This window comes from Micromonospora sp. NPDC048843 (assembly GCF_040649965.1).
Lineage (GTDB): Bacteria > Actinomycetota > Actinomycetes > Mycobacteriales > Micromonosporaceae > Micromonospora > Micromonospora hortensis.
On record NZ_JBEZGJ010000105.1, the window covers coordinates 1 to 25,929 of the forward strand.

At 68.8% G+C, this 25,929-nt stretch carries 22 protein-coding genes and 2 pseudogenes; 15 read left to right on the forward strand and 9 right to left on the reverse strand.

Annotated features, from left to right (window positions below; all coding sequences use genetic code 11):
- Positions 1-201 precede the first annotated feature (201 nt).
- Positions 202-864 (reverse strand): GNAT family N-acetyltransferase, encoded by a 663-nt coding sequence (locus AB0C20_RS22950; RefSeq protein ID WP_357184608.1) that lies wholly within the window; start codon positions 862-864, stop codon positions 202-204.
- A gap of 171 nt (positions 865-1,035) precedes the next feature.
- Between AB0C20_RS22950 and AB0C20_RS22955 the strand changes: the two genes are divergently transcribed.
- Both AB0C20_RS22955 and AB0C20_RS22960 read left to right on the forward strand, forming a co-directional pair.
- Entirely contained in the window at positions 1,036-1,230 is a 195-nt protein-coding gene (locus AB0C20_RS22955) for a DNA repair protein (RefSeq protein WP_357568699.1), read from the forward strand.
- A 132-nt stretch (positions 1,231-1,362) separates the two neighbouring features.
- Positions 1,363-1,881, forward strand: a complete 519-nt coding sequence (locus tag AB0C20_RS22960; protein ID WP_203122260.1) for a hypothetical protein — start codon at positions 1,363-1,365, stop codon at positions 1,879-1,881.
- A 10-nt stretch (positions 1,882-1,891) separates the two neighbouring features.
- On the opposite strand, the gene AB0C20_RS22965 is transcribed toward AB0C20_RS22960, so the two are convergent.
- Both AB0C20_RS22965 and AB0C20_RS22970 read right to left on the reverse strand, forming a co-directional pair.
- Positions 1,892-2,620, reverse strand: coding sequence for a Clp protease N-terminal domain-containing protein (locus AB0C20_RS22965; RefSeq protein ID WP_357184601.1), 729 nt, complete (start codon positions 2,618-2,620; stop codon positions 1,892-1,894).
- A gap of 61 nt (positions 2,621-2,681) precedes the next feature.
- Positions 2,682-3,692, reverse strand: coding sequence for a glycosyltransferase (locus AB0C20_RS22970; RefSeq protein ID WP_357568700.1), 1,011 nt, complete (start codon positions 3,690-3,692; stop codon positions 2,682-2,684).
- Positions 3,693-3,816: 124 nt separating this feature from the next.
- Here AB0C20_RS22970 and AB0C20_RS22975 point away from each other — a divergent pair, with 124 nt between their 5' ends.
- On the forward strand, positions 3,817-4,632 hold the full coding sequence (locus AB0C20_RS22975; protein ID WP_357568711.1) for a DUF72 domain-containing protein: 816 nt from the start codon (positions 3,817-3,819) through the stop codon (positions 4,630-4,632).
- Between the two features lie 9 nt (positions 4,633-4,641).
- On the opposite strand, the gene AB0C20_RS22980 is transcribed toward AB0C20_RS22975, so the two are convergent.
- Positions 4,642-6,471 (reverse strand): glycoside hydrolase family 15 protein, encoded by a 1,830-nt coding sequence (locus AB0C20_RS22980; RefSeq protein ID WP_357568712.1) that lies wholly within the window; start codon positions 6,469-6,471, stop codon positions 4,642-4,644.
- A 164-nt stretch (positions 6,472-6,635) separates the two neighbouring features.
- Between AB0C20_RS22980 and AB0C20_RS22985 the strand changes: the two genes are divergently transcribed.
- Complete coding sequence (locus tag AB0C20_RS22985; protein ID WP_238684724.1) at positions 6,636-7,061, forward strand: VOC family protein; 426 nt, start codon at positions 6,636-6,638, stop codon at positions 7,059-7,061.
- 16 nt (positions 7,062-7,077) lie between these two features.
- Here AB0C20_RS22985 and AB0C20_RS22990 read toward each other — a convergent pair whose 3' ends face one another.
- Positions 7,078-8,295 (reverse strand): FUSC family protein, encoded by a 1,218-nt coding sequence (locus AB0C20_RS22990; RefSeq protein ID WP_357568701.1) that lies wholly within the window; start codon positions 8,293-8,295, stop codon positions 7,078-7,080.
- 64 nt (positions 8,296-8,359) lie between these two features.
- Positions 8,360-8,656, reverse strand: a complete 297-nt coding sequence (locus AB0C20_RS22995; RefSeq protein WP_196921397.1) for a DUF6582 domain-containing protein — start codon at positions 8,654-8,656, stop codon at positions 8,360-8,362.
- Positions 8,657-8,809: 153 nt separating this feature from the next.
- On the opposite strand from AB0C20_RS22995, the gene AB0C20_RS23000 reads away from it, so the two are divergent.
- Both AB0C20_RS23000 and AB0C20_RS23005 read left to right on the forward strand, forming a co-directional pair.
- Positions 8,810-9,112, forward strand: coding sequence for an amphi-Trp domain-containing protein (locus AB0C20_RS23000; RefSeq protein WP_357568702.1), 303 nt, complete (start codon positions 8,810-8,812; stop codon positions 9,110-9,112).
- 190 nt (positions 9,113-9,302) lie between these two features.
- Positions 9,303-10,493 carry a DUF1996 domain-containing protein gene (locus AB0C20_RS23005; RefSeq protein ID WP_357568703.1) on the forward strand — a complete coding sequence of 397 codons (1,191 nt, stop codon included), beginning with the start codon at positions 9,303-9,305 and terminating at the stop codon, positions 10,491-10,493.
- Positions 10,494-10,536: 43 nt separating this feature from the next.
- On the opposite strand, the gene AB0C20_RS23010 is transcribed toward AB0C20_RS23005, so the two are convergent.
- Positions 10,537-13,212 (reverse strand): ricin-type beta-trefoil lectin domain protein, encoded by a 2,676-nt coding sequence (locus AB0C20_RS23010; RefSeq protein WP_357568704.1) that lies wholly within the window; start codon positions 13,210-13,212, stop codon positions 10,537-10,539.
- A 1,081-nt stretch (positions 13,213-14,293) separates the two neighbouring features.
- Here AB0C20_RS23010 and AB0C20_RS23015 point away from each other — a divergent pair.
- The 4 genes and pseudogenes from AB0C20_RS23015 to AB0C20_RS23030 form a co-directional block, all read left to right on the forward strand.
- The gene (locus AB0C20_RS23015) at positions 14,294-14,896 is read left to right on the forward strand and encodes a DUF4956 domain-containing protein (protein WP_091393400.1); all 603 of its coding nucleotides are present in this window, start codon (positions 14,294-14,296) and stop codon (positions 14,894-14,896) included.
- Complete coding sequence (locus AB0C20_RS23020) at positions 14,893-15,714, forward strand: polyphosphate polymerase domain-containing protein (RefSeq protein WP_357568705.1); 822 nt, start codon at positions 14,893-14,895, stop codon at positions 15,712-15,714. Before AB0C20_RS23015 ends, AB0C20_RS23020 begins: the two co-directional genes overlap by 4 nt.
- Positions 15,711-17,402: pseudogene (locus AB0C20_RS23025) on the forward strand (CotH kinase family protein); the annotation flags it as partial. The gene AB0C20_RS23020 and the pseudogene AB0C20_RS23025, both read left to right, overlap by 4 nt.
- 42 nt (positions 17,403-17,444) lie before the next feature.
- Positions 17,445-17,807: pseudogene (locus AB0C20_RS23030) on the forward strand (cellulose binding domain-containing protein); the annotation flags it as partial.
- 52 nt (positions 17,808-17,859) lie between these two features.
- On the opposite strand, the gene AB0C20_RS23035 reads toward AB0C20_RS23030, so the two are convergent.
- Together AB0C20_RS23035 and AB0C20_RS23040 are read right to left on the reverse strand one after the other, a co-directional pair.
- Positions 17,860-20,844 carry a glycoside hydrolase family 3 C-terminal domain-containing protein gene (locus AB0C20_RS23035; RefSeq protein WP_357568707.1) on the reverse strand — a complete coding sequence of 995 codons (2,985 nt, stop codon included), beginning with the start codon at positions 20,842-20,844 and terminating at the stop codon, positions 17,860-17,862.
- A 197-nt stretch (positions 20,845-21,041) separates the two neighbouring features.
- Entirely contained in the window at positions 21,042-21,542 is a 501-nt protein-coding gene (locus AB0C20_RS23040; RefSeq protein ID WP_357568708.1) for a S26 family signal peptidase, read from the reverse strand.
- 131 nt (positions 21,543-21,673) lie between these two features.
- Here AB0C20_RS23040 and AB0C20_RS23045 point away from each other — a divergent pair, with 131 nt between their 5' ends.
- From AB0C20_RS23045 to AB0C20_RS23065, 5 genes are all read left to right on the forward strand, one after another.
- Positions 21,674-22,219: a MauE/DoxX family redox-associated membrane protein gene (locus tag AB0C20_RS23045; protein WP_357568709.1), complete on the forward strand. Its 546-nt coding sequence runs from the start codon at positions 21,674-21,676 to the stop codon at positions 22,217-22,219.
- Positions 22,220-22,285: 66 nt separating this feature from the next.
- Positions 22,286-22,810 carry a TlpA disulfide reductase family protein gene (locus tag AB0C20_RS23050; protein ID WP_357568710.1) on the forward strand — a complete coding sequence of 175 codons (525 nt, stop codon included), beginning with the start codon at positions 22,286-22,288 and terminating at the stop codon, positions 22,808-22,810.
- Between the two features lie 17 nt (positions 22,811-22,827).
- Positions 22,828-24,621: an ABC transporter ATP-binding protein gene (locus tag AB0C20_RS23055; RefSeq protein WP_357184560.1), complete on the forward strand. Its 1,794-nt coding sequence runs from the start codon at positions 22,828-22,830 to the stop codon at positions 24,619-24,621.
- A gap of 20 nt (positions 24,622-24,641) precedes the next feature.
- Positions 24,642-25,388 carry a BTAD domain-containing putative transcriptional regulator gene (locus tag AB0C20_RS23060; protein WP_357184557.1) on the forward strand — a complete coding sequence of 249 codons (747 nt, stop codon included), beginning with the start codon at positions 24,642-24,644 and terminating at the stop codon, positions 25,386-25,388.
- A gap of 207 nt (positions 25,389-25,595) precedes the next feature.
- Complete coding sequence (locus AB0C20_RS23065) at positions 25,596-25,814, forward strand: hypothetical protein (protein WP_210781026.1); 219 nt, start codon at positions 25,596-25,598, stop codon at positions 25,812-25,814.
- Positions 25,815-25,929: the final 115 nt, after the last annotated feature.

The window sequence follows — 25,929 nt, forward strand, 5'->3', positions numbered from 1 at the left end:
GGACCGACTACGACAACTTCCTGACCCGCCTGATCAACGACGTCCGGGCCTCGGGCCTGTCGGTGCAGTGGGGCCCGCGCCCGCGCCCGCGCTCGCGCCCGCGCCCGCGCCGATCTTGCAGTTTCGGTCGTCGTGATGCGTGGAATGCCCGCTATGCCGCGACAGTAAGTGCAAGATCGCGAATCTCAGCGGCCCCGACGCTCAGCGCGGATAGACGCCGTACGCGCGCCAGCCCCGGTCCGGGAACCCTGCCGCTTCGGCCACCCGGGCCGAGGCGTGATTGTCCCGCTCGTGCAGGTAGGTGGGCACGGCCCCCTCGTCGAGCACCCGCCGCGCCGCCTGGGCCACCAGTCGACGGGCGAGGCCGCGCCCCTGGGCTGCCGGTACGGTGCCGACGGCCAACTCGTGCCCGTACGCGTCGTGCCGTTTGATCCCGGCACCGGCCAGATAGGCGCCGTCCGGGTCCCGGACCACCAGCACCGGCCGGTCGAAGAGTCGCAGCCACGGCGGCAGCCCGGGAGCGGTGGGCTCGGTCCACTCCCCCACGTCGGGCAGCGGCGCGGGGGCCAGGCTCCACCGGAACGGGCCGTCATGCAGGCAGAATTCGGGTCTGCCGACGGCCTCCGGCAACGCGGCGAGCAGCCGAGTCGGCGTACGGCCAACCAACGCGCGGATCGCCGCCACGCGGTCCGGCGCCACGGAGAGCACTGCGCTCTGCCCGGTGTCCACGGCGAGCGCGGGGCGGAGCCGGCCGTCCCAGGCCGGTTCGGCCCGCCGCTGCGAGGCGACCACGTGCAACCCCGGCCCGGCCGGCCACTGGCCCAGCCAGGTGGCCAGGTGCAGGTGAAGTCGCCGGTCGAGCATGCGCACCTCCCCGCGTCACCCGACCCGTCGTCGATCACCGTACGCCGGACGGCGGGGCCGGGCGCAGGATACGTCGGTGCCAAACGGAAAAGGGGTGCGGGAACCGGGCAAGCGGATCGACCGTCATATGTATTTCCATACCTGGACACCTTTGTTTGGGACGGTGAACGCATGCCGATTCAGCCGAGCGACCACTACCAGCAGGACCCCGAGCGACTCTGGCAGGCGGCCGAGGCCGTCGGAGGCAATCCGCCCCAGCCGCGCTACCGGAACCCTCGGACGATCGGCGGCGGCGCCCTGTCGTGGGCCGGCCTTAACAAGCTGTCCATCGGTAGCTCCAGTAGGCACCGCCTGAACAACCACTGACCCACCACAGGGCAAACCTCTGACGTTCGCCCGGGCGACACACCGGAGGAGGTCCAGCGGCAGCTTTCGCACACCTGTCGGGTAATTTCTTGTGGTCCGCCATCCCGGCCTACGACAGGAGAAGCTCCGCGCATGGGCAAGAAGACGATCCACGTCTCCGACTTCACCGGCACGGTTCTGCAGCAGGACGACGAGGTGGTCCGCGTCGTCGTGCTGGAGCACCCGGACCTGGTCGCCGGGCCCGTGCAGTTGGACGCCACCCCGGGCGAGGTGGAGAACATCGACGACGCCGCGCTGGACGTGGCAGTGGTGGAGATCCACGACCGGCACGGTGGCGGCGAGCCCCGCCGGGTGGTGTTGACCGCCAGCGAGTTCGACGCGATGGCCACCGACGTGCCGATGGCGCAACTGTTGAAGACGGCCGAGCGGGTCCGCCCGCCCAAGGCCCGCAAGACCACCGAGAAGATCGACTACGGCACGCTGGAGCACGCCGGCAAGCCACACCGGGGCCGGGTCACCGAGGAGGAGGCCCGCCTGGTGCGCGAGCAACTCGACGAGGTCAACAAGCGCCTCGCCGACGCGGGCGTACGCCAGATCGACCCGGCCGATCCGGAGCACGCCCTGCGTTACGGCTTTCCTGAGGCGTCCTGACCCCGGGGCTTCACTTCTTTCCGACGGCGGCGGCGAGAGCGGCGGCCAGGTCGGCCTCGACCGTCGCCTTGTCCAGGCCGAGGTTGGTGAGCACGCCGGCGCCGTCCTCCTGCTCCAGCAGCGCGAGCAGCACGTGCTCGGTGCCGATGTAGTTGTGCCCGAGGCGCAGCGCCTCCCGGAAGGTCAGCTCCAGCGCCTTCTTGCCGCGCGCGTCGTACGGGATGAGGTCCGGAACCTGCTCGGCCCGTGCAGGGAGGACGGCTCCGACCGCCTCTCGTACCGCCTCGGGGGTGGCGCCACGACCAGCCATCACCCTGGCTGCCAGCCCTTCCGGCTCGGCCAGCAGGCCCAACACCAGGTGCTCGGGGCCGATCTCGGCGTTGCCGCTGGCCCGGGCCTCCTCCTGCGAGGCCACCACCACGTTGCGGGCGCGCGGGGTGAACCGGCCGAAGCCGGCGTTGGGGTCGAGCGCTGCCGCGTCGGTCGCCTTCGGCACGAAGCGCTTCTGGGCGGCCTGCTTGGTGACCCCCATGCTGCGGCCGATGTCGGTCCAGGAGGCGCCGGAGCGCCGGGCCTGGTCGACGAAGTGCCCGATCAGGTGATCGGCCACCTCACCGAGGTGATCGGCGGCGATGACCGCGTCGGTGAGTTGGTCGAGCGCGTCGGTGTGCGCCGTCTTGATCGCCTGGATCAGGTCGTCGAGCTTGACGGTGTTACCCATCTGGAGAGGATCTGTCATGCGTCAACCATAGGTTGACGCACTCCTGGCGTCAACCCTGAGTTGACGATGTTGCGTCAGATCAGGCGGCGTACTCCGGCAGCAGTCGAGCGACGGCCCCCGGCGCGGGCATGGCCGCGATCTCCTCGGCGACCAGGCGGGCCGCGTCGCGCTGCTCGACCTGGCCCCGCCGCGGAAGCAGCCGGTGCGCCTGCTCGGCGATGGCAACCGCGTCCACCTCGCCGGGAAGGAGCCGCACTGCGACACCGGCGGCGGCGAGCGTGTCGGCGTTGGCGAACTGGTCGGCGCCCTGCGGCAGCAGCAACTGCGGTACGCCGGCCGCCAGCGCGCCGAGGGTGGTACCGCTACCTGCGTGGTGCACCACCAGGTCGACGAGCGGCAGCAACTCCGCCTGCGACACCCACTGGTGCACGCTGACGTGGTCTGGGATCTCGCCCAGTTGTTCCAGGGGCACCCGGCCCGCCGCGACCACCACCTCGGCGTCCAGCGCCGCCAGGCCGGCGATGGCGGTGCGCAGCAGCTCCGGCGTACCGAACGCGGTCCCGAGGGTCAGGTAGATCAACGGCCGGGACGTTCGACGGCTCACCCGTTCGGGCAGCGGGGCCGGTGTGGAGAAGGCGACCGGTCGCAGCTCGATCCGACGTTCGGTGGCGAGGAAGCTCTTGTCCTGGAGCGAGGGCGGCCAGATGTCCAGGTGCGGCCGGCCGACGACCTCGGGGTTCCTGGTGGGCAGTTCCAGGCCGATGCCCTCGGGAAACATCCGGCCGAAGCCGTGCCACAGGCCTGGGATCCCGGCCCGGTGAGCCGCCACGGCCGCACCCGGCAGCCCCCACTCGTGCACCACCAGGTCGGGCCGCAGCCGCGCCAGCTCCGGAGCGAGATCCTCGGCGTACACCTCGTAGAAGGCGTCGCCGGGCCGGAACGGCCGCAGGCCGTGCGCGGCGAGCGGTGGGTGCACCTCTGGACCGGCGGCGAAGTGGACCTCGTGCCCGGCCTCTCGGGTGGCGATCGCCAGCGGGATCAGCGGGTACGTGTGACCGACGGACGCAAGACTGGCGAACAGCACACGCATGGCGTCGGACCCTACCTGCCGCACCGGGGGCCGGGCCGGGCCCGCCGGCCCGTATACGGTGGGCTCCGGTCGAGCGCGGTCACCGGCGGGAAGGGCGGTCATGCGTCTGCACGTGGGGTGCGCGATGTGGAGTCACCGGTCGTGGCCGGGCCAGCGGCTGCCGCCCGCCGAGCGCCTGCGGCACTACGCCAGTTGGTGCGACGCCGTGGAGGGCAACACCACGTTCTACGCGACCCCGGCCCGGGACACCGTGGCCTCGTGGGCAGCCCAGACGGGTCCCAACTTCCGGTTCGTCCTCAAACTCCCCAAGGTCATCACGCACGAACGCCGGCTCACCACCGTCGACGAACCGCTGCGCGTCTTTCTGGACGCCATCGAACCGCTCGGCCCGCGCGCCCACGCCCTCTGGATCCAACTGCCCGGCTCGTTCGCGCCCGCCGACGTCCCAACCCTGAGCCGTTTCCTGGAACAGCTCCCGCGGTCCCACCGGTACGCGGTGGAGGTCCGCCATCCCGCGTTCTTCACCGACGCGCGCGCGGCCCGACTGCTCGGGGCGACCCTCGCCGCCGCCCGCGCCGAGTGGATCCCCTTCGACACGACAGCCTTCTTCGCGAGCCCGCCGACCAGTGACGCGGAGCGGGACGCCTGGACCAAGAAGCCCCGCGTGCCGCTCCGGTCCCTCGCGCTGACCGACCGGCCGATCGTCCGCTACCTCGGTCGTGACGACTCGGCGCGCACTGTCGAGGGGTGGCAGCGCTGGGTCGACGTGACAGTCACCTGGCTCCGCGAGGGGCGCTCGCCGACCATGTTCATCCACACCCCGGACAACGCCGACGCGCCGGCGCTCGCCCGCCGGTTCCACAACGAGGTACGAGCACGCGTACCCGGGCTCGACGCGTTGCCCGAGCCGATCCCCGTCGAGCCGCTGACGCTGTTCTGACCGGACCGGTCAACCCTGCTGGTCGAGCAGGTCGTCGAGGTGGGCCGCCGTGCTGATCAGCGAGAGGTGGCTGAACGCCTGCGGGAAGTTGCCGATCTGCTCACCGGTCGGCGCGATCTCCTCGGAGTAGAGGCCGAGCGGGTTGCTGTAGGTGAGCATCTTCTCGAAGGTCAACCGGGCGTCGTCGATCCGGCCGGCCAGGGCGAGCGCCTGCACGTACCAGAAGGTGCACATGTTGAAGGTGCCCTCGGTGCCGGCGAGACCGTCCGGCGAGGCCTTCGGGTCGTAGCGGTAGACCAGGCTGTCGGAGACCAGGCCGGTGTCCATCGCCCGCAGCGTCGACTCCCACATCGGGTCGGTCGGCGAGATGAAGTTCAGCCCCGGCATCGCCAGCAGCGACGCGTCCAGGATGTCGGACCCGTAGTGCTGCACGAACGCGCGATGTTCCTGGTTGAACCCACGAGTCATCACCTGCTGGTAGATGGCGTCACGTTCGGCGGACCAGCGGGCGATGTCGCCGGGTCGGCCCCGGCGTCGCGCGATGCGGATGGCCCGGTCCAGCGCGACCCAGGACAACACCCGACCGTAGGTGAAGTCCTGCCGACCGGAACGGGTCTCCCAGATGCCGTCCTCGGGCTGGTCCCAGTGCGCACAGAGCCAGTCCATCAGCCCGGCCGTCTTGCGCCAACCCTCGTACGGCGCGATCAGCCCGTTGCGGTCCGCGAGTTCCAACGAGACGAGCGCCTCGCCGTAGATGTCGAGTTGGAGTTGGCCCGCGGCGCCGTTGCCGATCCGCACCGGCGCGGAGCCGCGGTATCCCTCCAGGTGACCCAGCACCTCTTCGGAGAGGTCCGGTGAGCCGTCGATGCGGTACATGATCTGCAGGGGAAGGTTGCCGTCCCGTGCCTCACGGATGCGCGCGTCGAGCCAGAGCAGGTACTTCTCGGCCTCTTCGGTGAAGCCCAGGCGCAGCAGCGCGTGCACGGAGAAGGACGCGTCCCGGATCCAGGTGTAGCGGTAGTCCCAGTTCCGCTGCCCGCCGATCTGCTCGGGCAGCCCCGCGGTGGGCGCGGCGACCAGGGCGCCGGTGGGTGCGTACGTCATCAGCTTGAGGGTCATCGCCGACCGCTCGACCATCTCCCTCCAACGGCCCTTGTAGCGGGAACCGCTCACCCACCGCCGCCAGTAGTCGCGGGTCTGGGCAAGCAGATCGCACGCCTCGTCGGTGCTGAGTGCTCGGGGCGCGTGCGGACAGGCAGTCTCCAGGACCACCCCGCCGATGTCGCCGGCGTGCAGGGTGAACGACGCGGACACGCCGTCGGTGTCCCGTTTGATGTCCCTCGCGTCGAACTCGTGGAGCGAGTTCTTGAAGGCGGCCAGGGTGAGGTCCATCGTCGGGCTCCGGAAGACGTCGCCCTCGGGGTGCACCTCCAGCTCGTACGAGTCGCGCCCGTAGTTGAACCGTGGGTGGCAGTGGAAGCGGAAACGCATGCTCCCCCGAACCATCCGCACCAGCCGGATCAACCGATGCCGATCGGTGGCCTCCGCACCGGTGACCGGCATGAAGTCCAACAGCTCGCCGACACCGTCGGCGCTGTGGAAGCGGGTGATCAGGATCGGCGTACCGGGCAGGTAGAGCTGCTTGCTCGTGTAGTCGACACCCTCGGGCGAGAGTTGGAAGTGGCCGCCGTTGCGGCGGTCCAGCAGCGCGCCGAAGACGCTCGGCGAGTCGAAGCGGGGCGCGCAGAACCAGTCGACCGTACCGTCCGTGCTGATCAGTGCCGCGGTCTGTAGATCACCGATCAGACCGTGGTCCTCGACTGCCGGGTAGCTGTCCACGCCATCCCCCGCCATGAGTACTGGCAATGGCGGCGACTACCCGGGCACCGTCGAAAGATGCGGCCCGCGGCTCGACACGGTCAAGACCACCGCTTATTGCGGAAGCAAACCTTCCGCAATCGTCGATAGCGTCGACATCAACGACATCGACGAGAGGACACCTGATGAGCCTGCGAGGATTCGCCACCCTGAACATCTGGGCGGACGACGTGGAAGCGGCCACCGCCTGGTACGCGGACTTCCTCGGCATCGAGGCGTACTTCATGCGCCCCGGCCCCGACGGACGCCCGGCCTACACCGAGTTCCGCATCGGGGACTACCAGGCCGAGCTGGGCATCATCGACAGCAGGTACGCACCGGCCGGCCCGGCGACCGGGCCCGGCGGGGTGGTCATGCACTGGTGCGTCGACGACCTCGACGCGACAGTCGAGCGGCTGCTGGCGTTGGGTGCCACGGAGTACCAGCCGATCACCCCGCACGGGGACGAGGGGTTCATCACCGCGGCGGTGGTTGACCCGTTCGGCAACGTGCTGGGGGTCATGAAGAACCCGCACTACCTCGACGTCCTCGCCTCGCTGAAGGCGACCTGACGGGTGCCCGGGCCGTTCAGTCCCAGTCGTCCCGACCCGACGTCTGCCGCACCAGCGCTGCCGCCTCTTCGGTGTCCAACCCACTGGCGATGAGCAGGTCCTGGGCGGCCATGCGGAATTCACCCGCGGCGATCATCCCGGAGTAGCCCAACCGGTGGGAGTGGGGACGGGTGGGATCCGGGGCGGCGGGGCCCTGCGCCTCTCCGACCAGCTTGAGAGCGGTCAGGATCTGCTGGCGCGCCTTTTGCGGATCCGCCCGCTCGGGAGTGGTGGTGCGTCTCAGCGTATGCATGCTGGTGGCCAGCAGCTCGATGGCTGCCGCGAACTCCTCCGGTATCGGCTCATCCTCCCGGAGAGCCTTGGTGAGTCTTCGCGCGACGGCCCGACAGCCGTAGAGGCTGCGCTCGAGATGTTTGACGGCCTGGGTGGAGCGGGCCAGCAACCTACGTTGGTGCCACCGTAGCGGCGCCAGTCGTACCACCTCCTGGGCAGCCTCCAGCCCTTCGTCCAGCGCGGTCACCCGCGACCCGAGGATCCGCAGGCCGGTCAGACTCTGCTCGGTGCCGTCAAGGTCCCGACGGCGCAGCGCCCCGGCCAGATCGTGCATGGCGGCGATGGCCGGGTCGAGGACGGGTTCGGCCAGCCGCCGCACCGTCCGCTGCGGGTGGATGGGCACCACCAGCAGACCGACCGCCAACCCGACCAGTCCGCCGACCGCGGCATCGACGAAGCGAGGAACGGACAGGTCACGCACTGGCGGTTCCAGGGTGGCGATGAGCACCGCTGTGCCACCGGCCTGGGTGAGCAGGGAGCCACCGCCCTTGAGCAGGATGGCGACGATGATCGCCAGTACGACGACCAGGCCGGTCTGCCAGGGCCCGATGCCGAACAGCGGCATGACCGCGTCACCGACGGCGAGCCCGAGAACGACCCCGACCAGCAGCTCGATGGTGCGCCGCAGGCGTGTGCCCATCGAGGCGGCCACGATGCCGACCGCTGTGGTGGGCGCGAGCACCGGGGCGGGATTGTCCAGGAACTGGGCCCCCACGAACCAGGCGATCGTCGCCGCGACGCCGGCCTGCACGGCGAGCAGCCCGTAGAGGCGGAACCGCCAGGCGCGGGAGCGCAGCCCGTGCCGCACCCGCTCGCGCAGGCCGGCCCAGGTTCGGTCGACCCGGGACACCCCGTGCCGGGGCGGGTCGTTGTCAGCTGCCGGCTCCTGCTTGGCGGGCATCCGCGCCGCTTACCCAGCGGATACGGACCTATCCGGCCAGCGAGCCGAATCGTGCGGATCCCCGTCAGTGGGCGGGGTTCGGCGTGTGCGGGAGTTTGCCGAGCTGGCGCCAGTTCGTCTCGGCGACGTCGACACCGTAGTGCTTGGCGGCGGCGAGGATGTTCTGAAAGGCCAGGTCGCGGTCCTTGTCGGTGACGCCCTGCACCTGGTCGAACCGGGCGATGGCATTGCGGACGTGGCTCGCATCGGTCATCGGTTCCTTGCGCTTGCCGGGGAACGCGAAGACGGTCTCCGGCAACTCGCGCTTGTCCTTGTCCGACAGGCCGCCGTGTTTCTCGTGGGGCTTCCAGGTTGATGTCATCGCCCAGCATTACCCGCACGCCGTCCGGCAGCACCTCCGAAGCCGACATTTCCCCGACCACCACCACCGGCAAGATCCATATCATGCCGACACCTCGAGTCGAGGCCGAAGCCCTGCACACGTCGTCCTTTGTGGAGTGCGAGCATGGCCGCCATGGATATCTATGAGGACTCCCGTACGGTGTCACGCTCCGACCTGGCCGCCTGGCTGCGCCAGCTGGCGAACCAGCTGGAGTCTGACGGGCGGCTCTTCTACGGCGCGGCCGGTGCGGTGATGGTCGCGGACACGGTGCGGTGCGAGCTGGAGATCGAGCGGGAGAACGAGACGGAGGTGTCCGTCGAGATCGAGTTCTCCTGGACCGAGCCCGCGCGCGTCAAGGTGGCGGACGAGGAGGAGCCCTCGACTGACGACGAGGCCGCCGAGCCGACCGACACCACGCAGCACGCCGCCCCCTAGCGACGTCGCCGACCCGAGATCGGGCGTGGGCACCGTCCGTCGGATCCGGCGAACGGTGCCCACGTACGCGGCCAGCCCGCGTACTTTAAGGAAGGTTTAAAGACCTTCCGAGCGCGAGCCGCAAGCGCCTACCATTCGGCGGCCGTGGCCGTTCGGGTCATCCTGGCGTCCACTCGTTGGGAGTGACCCCGTGTCGTACGAAAGCGCACCGCCGCCCCGTCATCGCGTTCCTGGCTGGCTCGGCCGCAACAGGCTCGGCGTCGCCGTCGGCGCGGCGGCCGTACTCGTCATCGCGGCCGGGGGCGTGTACCTGGGCAGCGGCGCGGCGCAGCCCGAGCCGTCGAACGCGGCCAACGCACTCGAATACCCGTCATCACCGGCCGGGCAGCCGGCGTCGCCAAGCGTGGCGGTGTCGACGTCCGCGACGCCGTCGGCCTCCACGACCCCGTCGACCGGCGCGACACCGGCGACCGCTGCCGCGCCGAAGGTCCCGGCAACCGGCTGGATTCCGGTCGACCGGGCGACCTGGAAGGCGCAGGCCGACGCGTACCGGGCGTTGAAGGTCGACCCCGTCCCGTCCGGAGTGGGCAACCTTCCCGAGTTCCGGGCTGACTGCCAGTACAGCCACCGGCTACCGGACGACCCGATCGTCGCCCCCGGCCTACCGGGCGCGTCACACATGCACTCGTTCGTCGGCAACAAGGCCGTCGACGCGAACACCGTCGCCGGTGACCTCACGAAGTTCACTGCCACCTCGTGCAAGCCCGTCCAGGACCACTCCGCCTACTGGGTGCCCACGCTCTACGACAACGCGACGGGAAAGCCGGTCGAAACCACCGGGTTCCGGGTCTACTACCGCTCGCTCGCCAAGAACTCGACAGGCCAGATGCCGATGCCCAACGGCCTGCGCATGATCTCCGGCGACGCCAAGAAGAAGAAGCCGACCCCGCGGGGCGCTACCGGCCAGTTCTACTGCGCCTTCTACGGCCCCGGTGACCTCGACGGCATCGCCCGCAGCACCAACGGCAACTGGCCCATCTGCGGGGGCGACGCGACGCTGCACTTCATGATGCAGTTCCCCGACTGCTGGGACGGCAAGCACCTGGACAGCCCCAACCACAAGGACCATGTGGCGTACGGCAGCGGCAACTCCTGCCCGACCAGTCACCCGGTCCGGGTCCCGGCGATCACCTTCGACATCCAGTACCCGGCCAAGGGCACCCCGGCGGGCTACTACCTGTCCTCCGACAAGGAGGGCAAGAGCGCCTCGTCGATGCACGGCGACGCGTTCGTGATGTGGGACGTCGACACCATGAACAAGCGCACCAAGAACTGCGTGCAGGGACGCCGGACCTGCGACAACTACGGCTACCAGAAATAGCCGGGGCCAGGCCCGTGTCGGCCTGGCCCCGGGGTCTGGTCGGTCAGCTACGCAGCGTCCACCGCTGGTTCGTGCCGCCGTTGCAGGACCAGAGGATGAGCTTCGTGCCGTTGGCGGTGGCGGCACCGTTGGCGTCGAGGCAGAGCCCCGACTGGGCGTTCGTCACGGTGCCATTGCTGTTGACGTTCCACTGCTGGTTGAGCCCGCCGTGGCAGTCCCAGATGATGACCGCGGTGCCGTTGGCAGTGCCCGCCCCAGAGGCGTCCAGGCACTTGTTGCCGTACACGGTCAGTTGCTTGCTGGCGGTCTGGGTCCACCGCTGGTTGGTGCCCGTGGAGCAGTCCCAGAGTTGGGTCTGAGTGCCGTTTGTGGTCGACGAGTTGGGCACCTCGGCACAGCGGCCGGACTGGCCACCCACGAGTTGCCCGCTCCCAGTACCGCTGCCGCCACCCTGCTGCTGCCGGACGATGAAGGTCGACTCCGCCGACCGGTTGCCCTGTGCGTCGACGACGTAGAGCCGGTACTCGCCCTGGGTCGCCGGAACGGCGATGGACGTGGCGGTGCCGGCCGCCCTGGTCATCGTCGCCCCGGCGGTGAAGGTGGTCGTGCCGGACGGCGCCAACCAGACCGACTTGGTGGCGTCGCCGGTGCTGCGGATCGGGATCGACGCCGTGGCACTGGTGACGAACGTGCTGGCCGGCAGCACGTAGTTCGGCGCGGAGAAGGTGCTCGCCGGGAGGATGTCCCGGTACGCGTCCTCAAGGCCCGAATTCGCGGCGATGCCGTAGGCCGCCGCGGGCCAGACATAGTCGGAGGAGACGAGGATGTCGGCGACAGTGCTGTTCGGCAGATTCTTGTTCGAGACCTTGTTGATCGGGCCGTAGATCTGCGTGATGCTCAGATCGTGCTTCCGCCCGAAGTCGTCCGAGTTGATCATCCAGGTGACGTTCTTGTCGATACTCAGGACGTTGTCGCGGAACGTGATGAACGCCGATCCCTCATCCGGGTGTAGTCCGTACTTGTGGCCCGACGGAACGCCCTGGAGATAGTTGTTGGTGATGGTGGTCCCGGGCTGACTTCCGAGCGTGTAGATGGGGGCCGTGTCGCTGAGGCGCTGCACCGTGTCGATGATGTGGTTGTAGCTGATGGTGTTGTTTCTCGCCGTGGTGGTAGGTCGGTTCGGCACGATCGAGCCCGACGATCCGTCGAAGTTCCACCAGCCCCAGCCGAGCGTGATGCCCGACCACTGGGTCTTCTCGATCCGGTTGCGCTGGATGGTGAGGGTGTCGACGAAGTACGCGGAGATGGGGCTGTGCCCGTTGAACAGGACCGCGCTGTCGTAGAGGTAGTTGTTCTTGATGTCGATGTTCTTCGGTAGTCCCTCGACCGACGCGGAGTACTTCTCGCGGTTGGTCGACGTGCCGTCCCCGATGTAGACGTGCTGCGGATGGCCCACGAGGATCGCGGACCCGGCAATGTCGTTGGTGTGGTTACCGATCAACTGTGTGCCCTGCACGTCGTTGACCATGCTGATCCCGTCGGCACCGGTGTGTTGGACCCGGTTGCGTTGCAGGAGGATCCCGTCGGCGTTCTGCACCTGGACGATGCCGGGAACCACGTCGACGTTGCGGTAGTGGTAGACGTGGAAGTTGCCCTTGGCGTACACGTTCGCGCTCAGATTGCCCTGCTGCGCCTGCTTGAGGACCGAGCCTGCGACGTTGACCAGGTTCCAGTCGGAGTGCTGCACAGTCAGGCCGGAGAACGTGATGTTGCGCGCGTGGCTGCTCGTCGAGGTGCCGGCGACCCGCAGCACTGTGGAGACGTTGTTCGGCGCGTAGACCGTCGCTGTCGACATGTTCTCGGCGCTGGCCTTGTAGTAGTAGAGCGTCCGGCTGCCCTTGTCGAAGTAGAACTCGCCGGGGGCGTCCAGGAACTCGTAGGCGTTCATGAGCTTGTGCGTGCCACCGACCTGGGCGTTGCCGTTGAACGAACCCTGGGCGATGGCCGCACCGGGTTGCTGGAAGAGAGCCACCCGGTTGGCGCCGTCGGAACTCGTGGTCACCTGGCGGACGCCAACGATGGCCGTGGTCCAGGTCGTTCCGGTCTCGATCTCGATGTCGTCCTGGTTGCGGGCGACGGCAGGGAAATCGTTCAGGCTGTATTTCGCGCCGTCGCACTGCGAACCCGACTCCCAGGCCCAGGATGCCTGGTTTGCCGTGATGTTGTACGTCCCGTAACAGCCCGCCGAGCTGATCGTCTTCGACGCCATGAACGCGCGCTTGTCATTGACGTAGAGCGCCCGCAGCTTGTTGGCGCGATCGAGCGGCGCCTTCCAGATGTTGCCGCTGTGCTGGCTCCACCCGGTCACCGGGACGCCGCCGTCGAGGACGGGCGTCTCGCCGGGGTAGGCGGCGTAGGCGACCCGGAACCCGTTGTTTCCGGAGTCGCTGGCGCCGAACTCGACGGTGCTGGTGACCGGATATCTCCCGCCGCGGAGATACACGTTGATGTCGCCGCTCATCGTTGAATTGATGGTGCGAACCACGTCCCGCGCGCGTTCAACCGTCTTGAACGGCGATTGAATGGTCCCCGGATTGGCGTCGTTACCGTCCGGGGCGACATAGTAGGTCGCCTGGACTGCGGCCGAGGCCGGTAGTTGGTTTGTCAGCACTGCCGGCAGTGTGGCGGCGACAAGCGCCGCCACCGCCAACACTGACATTCGAGCGGTGGATATGGCTGACTTCACGTCTGTTCCTCTCACTGGTCGTCGATGTGGTGCCCAAAGTGCGTATCGAGCGACGAGTACGGAACAGCGACGCCACTAAGGGCCGGCGGGGACTTCCGTCGCCCCGACCGCACTCTTTGTTAACCGCCCCGAAATTCTTACTGGGAGCGTAGGTCACACGTCTGACCAATGCAACCGGCAATTGGAGGGCGTCTATGCAGAAATGCCGTCGGATCGGGCAGATCAACCACGCCGGCCATACACCCCTGCCTACGTCGTCCGACGAATCCGCAGGGACGACGCGAGGCTCGTCGTGGAGGCCCGCGACCACTCGCACGCACCTGGGCGATCGACAACTGGACGGCGGCCTCGGCCTGCGCCCCGCAGCGCAGGGCGCTGAACGTCGCGAGCAACCACAGCCCCCCAGGGGGCGCCGGACCAGGGGACGCCGTTGGTCCGGTCCCCCTTTGGAGCTGAATCGCCTACGACATCACCGACAGCCGACCCCTCGAACCGCTCCAGCGACACAGCCCCACACGATCGATCCCCACGACATTGCCGCCAGGCGGTTCGCCCGCACGGTTCGTCTTGACCGGGCCCGGGAAAGGCCAACCGGACCTGACGCCGGGCACACCACCGACCCCTTGCCTGATTCGTTTACGGCATCAGCTCCATAGGCGCCCGCAGGTACTAGGCCCCCGCCGACCCGAGCGGTCGCGAGAGGGCTCGGCGACCCCCGGCCGGACCGACGATCAACCCACTCCCAGGACTCGATCAAAAAAGAGGCCGCGCGACCCGAAAGGCTCCGAAAGTTTCGGCGACCGCGCGAGCCGGGGTGGCGTCCCGGGCATGCCCACGTCAGACGCACCACACCCTCGCCAGCCGGCCCGGGGACCTGCCGGTGCACACGGACCACACATTGACTTGCATTGATGTTCTGCTTACAGTCACCAACGAAATACCGAAAGTTTACCGAAAAGTAGCCCGGAGGTCCGGCCACCTTCCGCAGGTCGCCACGCAGCGACGGCGGTCTGGCGTCGGTCCGCTCCGGCGTGAACCAGGAGGAACCCCAGCGATGTCGCAGCTCGTCCTGTTCGCGATCGACATCTGCGCGGTGGCGCTGCTCGTCTTCGGGCTCTACTTCCCCCGGCACCGCCGACGCGACCTGGTCGTCGCCTATCTGGGGGTCAACGTCGGCGTCCTCGCGGTGGCGAGCGCGCTGAGCGCCAGCGACGTCGGTGCCGGGCTCGGGCTGGGGCTGGCGCTGTTCGGAGTGCTCTCCATCATCCGACTCCGGTCGACGGAGCTCGACCAGCACGAGGTCGCGTACTACTTCTCCGCTCTCGCACTGGGCATTCTCGGCGCACTCAGCACCACCTCGGTCTGGCTCAGCGGAGGCCTGATGGCACTCATCGTCGCGGTGATGTTCGTCGGCGATCACCGACGGCTGCTCCGGCACTACCGGCACCAGATCATGGTGCTCGACTCCGCCGTCACCGATCACGTCGCTCTCGTCGCCCAGCTGGAGCAGCTGCTCAACGCCCGGGTGCACAACGCCATCGTCCAGCGGCTCGACATGGTCAACGAGACCACTGTGGTCGACGTCCGGTACTCGGTCGCCAGGCGCAGCGCGGCGGCCGGCACCAGCAAGTCGGTACGGGCCGGGGCGCTCCGATGAGCGCGCCACAGCTGGCGACGCTGACGCCGATCGCACTGGCCGAGGTGATGGACAGGGCAGCGCTGCAGTGCAGGGTGGACCGCAAGTACGTCCTGACGGTAGGCGACTTGCCGCACCTGCTGGACCAGCTCAGCCCGTACGCCAGGGTGCTGGACATCGATGGTGAGCGCAGCTTCCGGTACGAGTCGGTGTACTTCGACACGCCCTGCCTGGCCAGCTACCACTGCGCCGCGTACCGGCGGCGCAGGCGCTTCAAGGTACGGACCCGGACCTACCTCGACTCCGCCCAGTGCTGGCTCGAAGTGAAGATCAGCGGAGCACGCGGACGGGTCACCAAGCACCGACTGCCGTATCTGGCCGAGGACCGCCGCACCGTCCGGTCCGGGCGCGGGTTCGTCGACGAGGTGCTGGACCGGGAGTCGATTCTGTCCAATCTCACCGGCAGCCCGCTGGAGCCGATGCTGGTCACCAGCTACCGTCGCTCCACTCTGCTGCTCCCCGCGACCGCGAGCCGGGTCACCATCGACACCGGGCTCACCTGGCAGGACGGTGACCGCACACTGCGACTGCCCGGCATCGCAGTGGTCGAGACCAAGACCAGCTCGGCCCCCTCTCTGGTCGACCGCGCGCTGTGGCAACGCGGGACCCGTCCCGTACGCATCTCGAAGTACGCCACCGGTCTCGCGGCCCTGCGCGTGGACCTTCCAGACGTGCCGTGGCGACGGACGTTACGCCGCCATTTCCGCGCCGACCCGTCCTCGGCGCTCCTGGAGTTGACAGTTCCGACCCGATCAGAACAGGAGGCATCGTGCGCATGACCATCCGCAACACCGGTCTTCCGGTGGCGGCCCTTCGTGCCGCCGGGATCGCCGCCACCGCCGTGTTCGTCGCAGGCCTCCTCGTGGTGTCCTCGCCACCGGCCGGCGCCGAACCCGTCTCCGCTGTCCAGGCCGCCCAACCGGTCACCGAACTGCTCGCCGGTGCCCCGGCCGCCGATGCCGCCGCCGCACCGGCCGTGGCAGACGACCTGGTCGGCGACATCACCTTCTCGGTGCCCAGCGGCACCTTCCAGGGGGAGGTGGCGGTGACGCTGAGCAGCACCGTCAGCGGCGCCCAGATCCGCTACACCACCAACGGGCAGCCGCCGACCGCCCAGTCGTCGCTCTATTCGGGCTCGGCGCTGCGCTTCACCCGCACCACCCAGTTGCGGGCTCAGGCGTTCGTCGGCCAGACACCGACCGGTGCGCCCGGCACCGCCATGTACGCCGCCCAGAACGTCACCACCGCCCACGACCTGCCGGTGGTGCTGATCGACTCGTACGGCGCTGGTCGGCCCGACCGTGAGTACTTCGACGCCACCACAATGATCTTCGAACCGACGGGCGGCGGTACCACATCGTTGGCGGCCGCCCCGACGCTCAGCACCCGCGCGGGATTCCGGCTGCGCGGCAACTCGTCGGCGACGTTCGAGAAGACGCCGTTCCGCGTCGAGTTCTGGGACAACGAGGACGACGACGCCGACCACCCGGTGCTGGGCATGCCCGCCGACTCGGACTGGGTGTTGCGCGGCCCGTTCCCCGACAAGGCGCTGATCCGTGAGGCGCTCGTCTACGACCTCGGGCGCGAGATGGGGCTGCCCGCCCCGCGCTACGCGTTCGCCGAGTTCTACCTCAACACGGACGCCGCACCGGTGGGTGCCAGCGACTACATGGGCGTCTACATGTTGATGGAGACGATCAAGAACTCCAAGGACCGCCTCGACCTCAAGCAGTTGGACTCCGACGACGTGACACTGCCGAAGATCCAGGGTGGGTACATCTGGAAGTTCGAGTGGATGGCGGCCGAGGAGCCGACGTTGCCGTGCACCGGGCCGGCGGCCACCTGCTGGAACTACCTCGAAGTCGCCGACCCGTCGCCCCTGCAACCGCAGCAACGGGACTGGCTGCGCGGTCACCTCCAGGAGTTCAACGACGTGCTGCACTCGTCGAACTTCGCCGACCCGAGCACCGGATACCGCAAGTACATCGACGTCGACTCCTTCATCGACCTCATGATCGTCAACGAGCTGAGCCGGGAGATGGACGCCTACGTCCGCAGCTCACACTTCTACAAGGACCGGGACAGCAAGATCTTCGCGGGTCCGCTGTGGGACTTCGACCTCAGCTTCGGCGTCGGTGGATTCTTCGCCAACGACCAGGTGTCGGGCTGGCAGCACCAGCAGACCCGACAACCGTCGGCCAACGACTGGTTCGCCCAGTTGCTGCGCGACCCCGCGTTCGTCAACCAGGCCCGATCGCGCTGGCAGACGCTACGACGGGGCCTGCTCGCCGACGCCGCGCTCCAGACCCGGGTCAATGCTCTCGCGGCCCCGCTGACCAACGCGGCCCAGCGCAACTTCCAACGCTGGCCCAACCTGACGGCACCGACGGTCAGCTTCTTCCGCACCCCGACCTCGCCCACCTGGCAGGGGCAGGTCCAGGTCATGCGGGACTGGATGCTGCGACGCGCCGCCTGGCTGGACTCCACCGCCGGCTGGGGTGGTTCCGTCACCACGCCACCGCCGACCACCCCACCGCCCACCACTCCACCGCCCACCACTCCACCACCCACGGCCGGCTGCACCGCGGCGTACGCGGTGACCAGCCAGTGGACCGGCGGGTTCCAGGGCGAGGTGCGGGTCACCGCGGGTACCTCGGCGATCAGCAACTGGACCGTGACGTGGACCTTCGCCGGTGGCCAGAGCGTCGCCCAGGCCTGGAACGCGACAGTCACGAGCCAGGGCTCGGCGGTCACCGCCCGCAACGTCGCCTACAACGGGGCACTCGGCGCCGGCGCGAGCACCGCGTTCGGGTTCCTCGGCTCGTCCACCGGCACGCCCAGCACACCGACACTGACCTGCACGGCGAGCTGACCAACCGACGGCCCCGGGCCGGGTCGACGATCGACCCGGCCCGGGGCTCCGGTCATCTGATGGAGAATTCCGCCAGCCGCAGCGGGGAGTCGAACACCAGGTACACGTCGTGGGTGCCGACGGCTCGGGCCAACTCGGTGCTGGTGCTGACGTACCGGTAGTCGTCGCCGGTGCTGGGCACTGTGGCCGTGCCGAGCAGCCGGCCGGTGGGCGACCCCAACCGGATCTGGACCGTGCCGGCGCCCGCACCGGCCTTGGCGACGGTCGCGGTGAAGGTGCGCGCACCGGGCCGCAGCGTGGAACCGTCGAAGGAGATCCACTGACCGGCGGCTGTGGCACCGACAGCCGTACCGCTGGGTTTCGTCTCGTCGACGAGCCGGACGCCCGCGTACCTGTCGAAGTTCTCCGTCCTGGTGGGCCGGGACAGGTCGCGGGCCGGGATGGTCTCACCGCGGACCCGGATCGTGGCGCGGGCCCGGATGTCCTCGACGGACGCCCCGACCATCAGGTCGTGGACTGACGACTCGACCACCCACCTGCTGCGGGTGACGTCCCAGTGCGCCAGGTCGGCGGCGGGCAGGCGCAGGGTCACCGTACGAGTCTGCCCGGGTGCGAGTTTCACCTGTTGGAACGCCTTGAGCTGGCGGATCGGTGTGGTGTCCCGCGAGGTGCGCTGGTGGGTGTAGAGCTGAACCACCTCGGTCCCGGTCCGGCTGCCGACGTTCGTCACGTCGACAGTGGCCGTGATGGTGCCGTCGGCCGCTACCGACTGCGCACCGGCACGCAGCTGGCCGTACCGGAACCGGGTGTACGACAGCCCGTGGCCGAACGGGTAGAGCGGCTTCGCGCGGCTGTACAGGTAGGTCTGCCCGGACGAGATGATGTCGTACTCCAGCAGGTCCGGTGGTAGTTGCGAGTCCGAGCGGTACCAGGTCTGGGTGAGCCTGCCGGACGGGTTGCGGTCGCCGAAGAGGACGTCGGCGACGGCGTGACCGGTCTCCGCGCCCGCGTGTGTGGTCCAGACGATGGCCGGTACGTGCTCCTGCTCCCATCGGATGGTGACCGGGTAGCTGGTCTGGAGCACGAGAACGGTCCGCGGATTGGCAGTGGCCACGGCCTTGACCAGCGCCTCCTGGCCGGCGCTCAGCGCCGTTGAGGTCCGGTCGTGTGCCTCGCGGCCGTTGATGAACGGGTTGCTGCCGACCACCAGCACTGCGGTGTCGGCCGCCTTGGCCGCCGCCACGGCCCGGTGGATTCCGTTGCTGATCAGCTCGCGACTGAAGTGGGTAGCGGCGGCCGGGGTCGAGGCGCCGAGCTTGAGGGCGCCGTCGTCGCCGATCGTCACGTACGTGTCGGCGCCGAACCAGCTCTCAGTGGTCTCGTAGCCGACGTACCGCAGCACCACGGTGCCGTCGGCCTGCGGCTCCAGCTTGAACTGCTGCTGGACGTACCAACCGTTCGGCTGTTCGTCCCGGGTGAGGAACGGCCCCCAGTTGTAGCCGAGGTAGCGGCCGTTGGCGGCGTTGCGCAGCGTCACCACGTCCTGCCCCCAGTCGACGACGTCGAACTGGGCGACGAGCGCCGGGGTGGCACCGGTCCCGAGGACGCGGTCGGCGTCGGTGGTGCCGGTGGCCGAGACGTACCGGCCGGTCGACACGTCCTTCAGGGCGATCCGGTCCGCCCCGTCGAGCCCGCTCACGCTGGCCGAGCTGCCCAGCCGCTCGCGGATGCCGTCGAGCGCCGTCACCTGGTACGGCAGGTCGCCGCCGTACCAATCCGAATAGAGGGTGTCGGCCAGCGGGCCGAGCACCGCCACCTTGCGGGTCCGGGCCGGGTTCAGTGGTAGCGCCTGCCGCTCGTTCTTCAGCAGCACCATCGCCTCGCCGGCGGCCTGCCGGGCCAGTCGCTGGTGTTCGGGGCTGTTGATGACGTCCGGGGTGATGCCGCCGTACCGGCCGCCGCCCGGGTCGAACTCACCCAGCCGGAACCGGACGTTCAGGATCTCGCGGATCCGGGCGTCGATGTCCGCCTCGGTGAGCAGGCCGATCGCGAGGGCCTGCTTGATGGCGGTGATGGTGGGCTGCGCGTTGGTGTCGTCGGTGATGAAGCTGTTGAGGCCGGCCTTGATGATCGCGGCGTTCCCCTCGGCCTGGGTCGGGTAGTACCCCTGCGAGGCGACGAGGTTGTTCGGCGCCCAGGCGTCGGTGACGTTCATCAGCGGCTGGTCGGTCCAGTCGCGTACCACTGTGGCCAGGTCCGGGTCCACCGTTGCCGGACGGCCGTTGACCAGGTTGTACGCGGCCATCATCCCGGTCGCCGCGTCGGCGGCGATGGCCGGCTTGAAGGCGGCGCGGTCGTACTCGTTGAGCACCCGAGGCGGCACGTTCGACGAGGTCACGTCGCGTCGGACCTCGTTGTTGTAGGCCAGGTAGTGCTTGAGGGTCGGCGCGCTCTTCAGGTGGTTGGGGTCACCGCCGGTCATCCCCGACCCGTACGCGGTGGAGATCTCGGCGGTGAGCAGCGGGTCCTCGGAGTAGCCCTCCTCGTTGCGGCCCCAGCGGGGGTCGCGCAGCAGGTTGACCACCGGCGCCCAGAGGTTGAGCCCCCAGACCCGGGGGTTCTGCGCGTGGTAGCCGCGCGCCTCGTCGCCGACTGCCGAACCGACCTGCCGGATCAGGTCGGTGTTCCAGGTGCTCGCCATGCCCACCGGCTGTGGGAAGACGGTGCCGCGAGCCTTGACCACCGCGCCGTTGTTGTCGATGTCGGTGGACCAGGCCACCCCGTGCAGCGCCTCGGTGCCGGTCTTGAACAGGCCGATGCCCAGCCGTGGAATGGCCGGCTGGTACTGGTGCAGCCAGGAGATCTTCTCGTCCTGGGTGAGCCGGCCGAGCAGGTCGTCGACCCGGGCGTCCACTGGCAGGTGGGGATCTCGGAACGGGTAGGTGGGTTCGGCGAGCGCGGTGCCGGGAACGGCCGGTAGGGCTAGCAGGGCGAGCGCGAGCGCGGTGATTCCGCGCCGAAGGCGCCAGTTCCGCATGCGGTTCTCCTCATGTCGTACGACGGACGCCCAGCGGGGCGCCGAGGCCGGCGTGACCAGGCTCGACACCCGGCTGACGGGCCTGAACGACGAATCGTCGAAGCGCTTCGACGACCCGGCCGCGTCACCACGGCCATGATTGTTGTGATCCGCGCAACTATAGATGTACGCCAATGGCTGGGCAATACCTGTTTGCCCTACCGGCCGGTAGACCCCAGTCGCCCGACCAGAACGCCCTCGATGTCTTTCAGCGGCACGAATCCCCACCGGCGCGAGTCAACGCTGTCCGGATGTTCGCCGAGCAGCACGGCCATGCCGGCCGGCACCTGTCGCACCTCTGCCCCGACGGCCGGGGCGACCACTTGCGGGACGGCGTCACCTGGCAGCGCCACGAGGCGCTTGACCAGCCAGGCGGACGCGGGAGAGCCCTCGACGGCACTCCGAGGACCACCCTCCTGGTGGCGCGCGACGACGATGCCGCCGGCCCGGAGCCGGCGCGTTCGGCGCACCACGAGGCGGTCGCCGTGAGCCAGAGTGGGGATCATGCTGTCACCCATCACATCGACTATCATCAGTCTCCGGCGCGCCACGGCAACGCCGACGACGGGTGCCGCAAGCGCGGCAAACCCACCCAGGACGGTGAGCAGGAATTGTGACTCGTCGGTCATAAGACCCCCTTCGAGGGGTATTACTCTCATCTTTCCGCCGGCAAATCAACCCGTTGACAGCATCGAAGCACGCCGATAACCTCGGGTTTCCCAGCCGGGGTTCTTGAGGTCTGCGCGACTCGCACCCCGGCACTTGGGCGCCACGGGGAATGGGGGACGATGTGGGTGTCGCTGTTGTCGCGTCCATTTTGACGCTGGCCGGCGTTCTTGCGATATCCGTCATCGGAAAAGTGCGTAGTCGAATGAGTTTTCACGCGTTCGCCGACGCCATTGCCCAACTGCGGGTCGCCCCCGTGCGCTGGTCCCGCCCGGTGGCGGTGGCATCGATCGCGGCCGAGGCAGCCGTACTGGCGCTTGTCCTCTGGCCCGGGGGCACGGTCATCGGCCTGGCCGCGGCCGTGCTGCTCTTCGGCGCGTTCACCGTCGTGCTCGCGCGGGCCGTCCGACAAGGGTCGACGGCGGGATGTCACTGTTTCGGCCCGACGGACACGCCCGTTGCGTGGCGGCACGTCGCTCGCAGTGGTTTCCTCGCCGGCACGGCCGCCGGCGCCCTTCTTGGCGCGATCACCCTGCCCGCCATATCGCTCAGAGGTCTAGAGCCGCCGCACCTCATATTGGCTCTTTCCCTAGCGGGATTCATCGTCACGACGCTGGTCAGGCTTGACGACCTCACCTGGCTCCTTCGTGGAGCATCTCACGCGCGCTGAATCTTTCCAATCGATCGCGCGCTTCTCGTGCGCTGTTCTTCGACGCCCCGGTCCAAGGAGCCCACAGTGCTATTTCTGTCCACCGCCGTCGCCATCCTCGCGGCGCTCGTCCTCGTCGATCTCGCGCTGAGCGCGGCGGTCATCAGGCGGCTACGCGAGACGGAGGCGAAGCTCATCGAGATGAACTCTCCGCCCGCCTCGGGGCTGTCGGTCGGCACCACACTGCCGGAGTTCGTGTCACCGGACGGCCAGGTCTCCAGCGCCGACCTCGCGGGCAGCCCGACCCTCATCGGGTTCTTCTCCGCCGGATGCCGACACTGCCCCGCGCAGGCGGAGAAACTGGCCGACCGGGCCGAGGAGTTCGGCGGCACGGGCGTACGGGTGGTCAGCTTCCTCACCGTGGGCGAGGGCATGACCGACGAGCTCGGCCCGACGCTACGGAAGGCCGGCCTCCTCGTCATGGACGACAGCCCGAGCGCGGTGATGGCGGCCTTCCAGGTGCAGGGCACTCCGTCATTCGTGCTGTTCGACGCGGACGGACGACTGGCGGCACGCGGGCATGACCTGAGCGAGGTATTGGGCAGCCGATGAGGCGGTCGGCAGCGTTGATGCGTCGCGCGTTCGGGATCTACTTCGGCGCCGCGCCCTGGGCGGCGGCGGTGAGCGTCGTGATCATGGTGGTGGGTGGTCTGACAGCGGTAGCCACCGCCTGGTTCACCCGAGCCCTCATCGACGGTCTCTCCGCCGACGCTACGTCGACGATCTGGCTCGGTGTCGTCGGTTTCGGCACGCTGGCCATCGTGTCGCCAGTCATCCTGCACGTCTCGCAGTACGTACAGCGGGACGCGGAACGCCGGGTGACGATACGCACGCAGCAGGAACTGTTCACAGCGGTGTCGGCGCACCCTCGGCTGACCGAGTTGGAGGACAGCAAGTTTCATGATCGGCTCCGGCTCGCCCACGAGGCGAGTCGCTTCGCGCCGACCCAGCTCAACAGCATGGTCCTGGGCATCGGGCAGGAGATGATCACCATCGTCGCCTTCGGCGTGACGCTGGTGCGCTGGTCTCCCCTGGTGAGCGCGTTGGTCATGCTGGCGGTGCTGCCCACGCTCGTGGCCCAGATCCGGTTGGCGCGGATGCGCGGGGCGATGATGGAACGCACCGTACCGATGTTCCGCCGGCAGACGTTCTACGCGGCACTCCTGCTGGACATGCGCGCCGCGAAGGAGATCCGGCTGTTCGGGCTCGGCCAGTTCTTTCAGGGTCGCCTGCTGCGCGAGCTGCGCGCGGCACAGGGACAGGAACGTCACCAGGACCGACTGGCCCTGTGGGTCGACAGCGCCCTCGCGACGCTGACCGGCATCGTCTCGCTGGTCGCGCTGGCCGTCTTCGTCGCACGGGTGGTCGACGGACACGGCACCGTCGGCGACCTCGTGCTCGTGATCGCGGCACTGACCGCGTTGCAGATGTCCGCGTCGAGCCTGGTCCGACAGATCGCGATGCTCGGCGAGACGTTGATCGTGTTCGGCCACTACGTCGACATCACCGCGGTGATCCGCGAGGCCCGACGTGCCGTTCCGCTGCCCGCCCTGACACCACTGAAGCGGGGCCTGGAGTTCGACGACGTCTGGTTCCGGTACGCCCCCGAGCACGACTGGGTCCTGCGCGGTCTCACGTTGCGGATCCCCTGCGGCTCGTCCCTCGCCCTGGTGGGCGACAACGGCGCCGGGAAGTCGACGGTGGTCAAGCTTCTCTGCGGCTTCCACGTCCCGAACAGGGGCGTCATTCGGTGGGATGGCGTCGACATCACCACCATCGACCCGGCTTCGCTACGCGCACGCCTCGGGGCGACATTCCAGGACTTCATGACGTACGAGTTCTCCGCCCACGACAACATCGCTGTCGGCGACATCAACGCGTTGGATGACCGCGCCCGCGTACGGGCAGCAGCCGCCACGGCCGACATGGACGCCACCCTGGCCGCGCTTCCGAACGGGTACGACACCATGCTGACGCGAGCCTTCAGCGACGGGGATCTGCCCGGGGTGGGGGTGGTGTTGTCCGGGGGGCAGTGGCAGCGGCTGGCGCTGGCCAGAGCCCTGCTCAGGGAGGGCGCGGACGTGTTGATCCTCGACGAACCGTCGTCAGGTCTCGACGTGGCGACCGAGCACGAGATCAACCAGCGGCTGATGTCGCTGCGCCGCACACACACCAGCCTGCTCATCTCGCACCGGCTCAACACCGTCCGGGAGGCGGACAGCATCGCCGTGCTGGCCGCCGGCCGCATCCTCGAACAGGGCAGCCACGACGAGCTGATGGCATCGGGAGGGCGCTATGCCGAGTTGTTCCACCTCCAGGCATCCGGTTACGACGACGCGATCACCACTCGGACGTCGATGTGAACGCTAACACCCTGCTCAGAGTGTCACTGCTGGGTCCGATCGAGGCAACCGTCGGCGGGCAGCCGATGGCCGTCGGCGGCCTGGGCAGGCGAGCACTGCTGGCGGCGCTCGCCTTCAACCTGGGTTCGGTGGTCGCCGTCAACCGCCTCATCGAGGTGATCTGGGACGACCACCCGCCGGCGACGGCGACGACGAAGCTACAGGGCCACGTCTGCGCCCTGCGGCGAAGCCTGGTGCGGCTCGGCGGGCCGGATGCCGTGAACCTCCTGCAGACCCGCCCACCGGGTTACCTGCTGTGCGCCCGCCTCGCATCGACAGACCTCGCCCGTTTCGACGACCTGACGCAACAGGGCGCCGGGGCTCGGCTCCCCGAAGGTGCCGAACGCCGCGTCGCCGCCCTCTCGGCGGCACTGCGGCTGTGGCGGGGGGACGCCTGCGTCGATGCCCGGTCCGCTGGGGTAGCGGTCGTGGCGGCGTCACTGGACGAGCGACGGTGGCGGGCCATGGAGGACCTCGCCGAGGCGCAACTCGTCCTCGGCGACAACAACTCCGTCATCGACGCGATGGAGCCACTCGTGCGCCAGTGGCCATACCGGGAACGGGCCTGGGAGCACCTCATCGAGGCACACATGAGGCGTGGTGACGTCGCGTCCGCCCTGGCCGCCCACGACCAGTTGTGCGAGATCCTGGCCGGGGACCTCGGCGTCGCGCCCGGTCAACGAATCGGCCGGCTGGTCAGCATCATCCGCGCGAGCGGTCAGCGGTAGCACCGTCGCCCACCTGTCACCGCCGACCACCACACGGGGTGGCGGCATGACCGCCATCTCGCGCACCGGGCGGTCATGACCTGCGCGAATGCCGATCCACAGCCGCTAACCGGGGCATTAGCGCACCGTTAGCGAATCGTAAGTGGTCGATGACATCGTCACCTCTGTCGACAAACCGTCGTACCGACGGAGAAGGAGAGAGGTCGTATGATTATCAACAAGCTGGCGGACAAGCTACTGGCCACGCTGCTGCCAAAGGCCACTGCGTCCGCGTGCAACGTCTGCTCTCTCGCCTATGTCGGGTGTGGAGGGCCGTTCTGCTACTACTACTACAACAAGGTGGTCGCGGGGCAGGTCCGCTGTTACGCCAACACGGCGAGAGACTGCAACGCGTCCTACGTGAGCTACTCCACGGGCTGCTGCTGATCGTCGATTCGCGGCCGTCGCCGGGTTGCCGACGACAGTGCCGACGCGACCGGATGATCCGTCGAGCAGGGCACTACCACCGCGGCTGACAGCGGAAGCTGCGGCCGTGCCACCG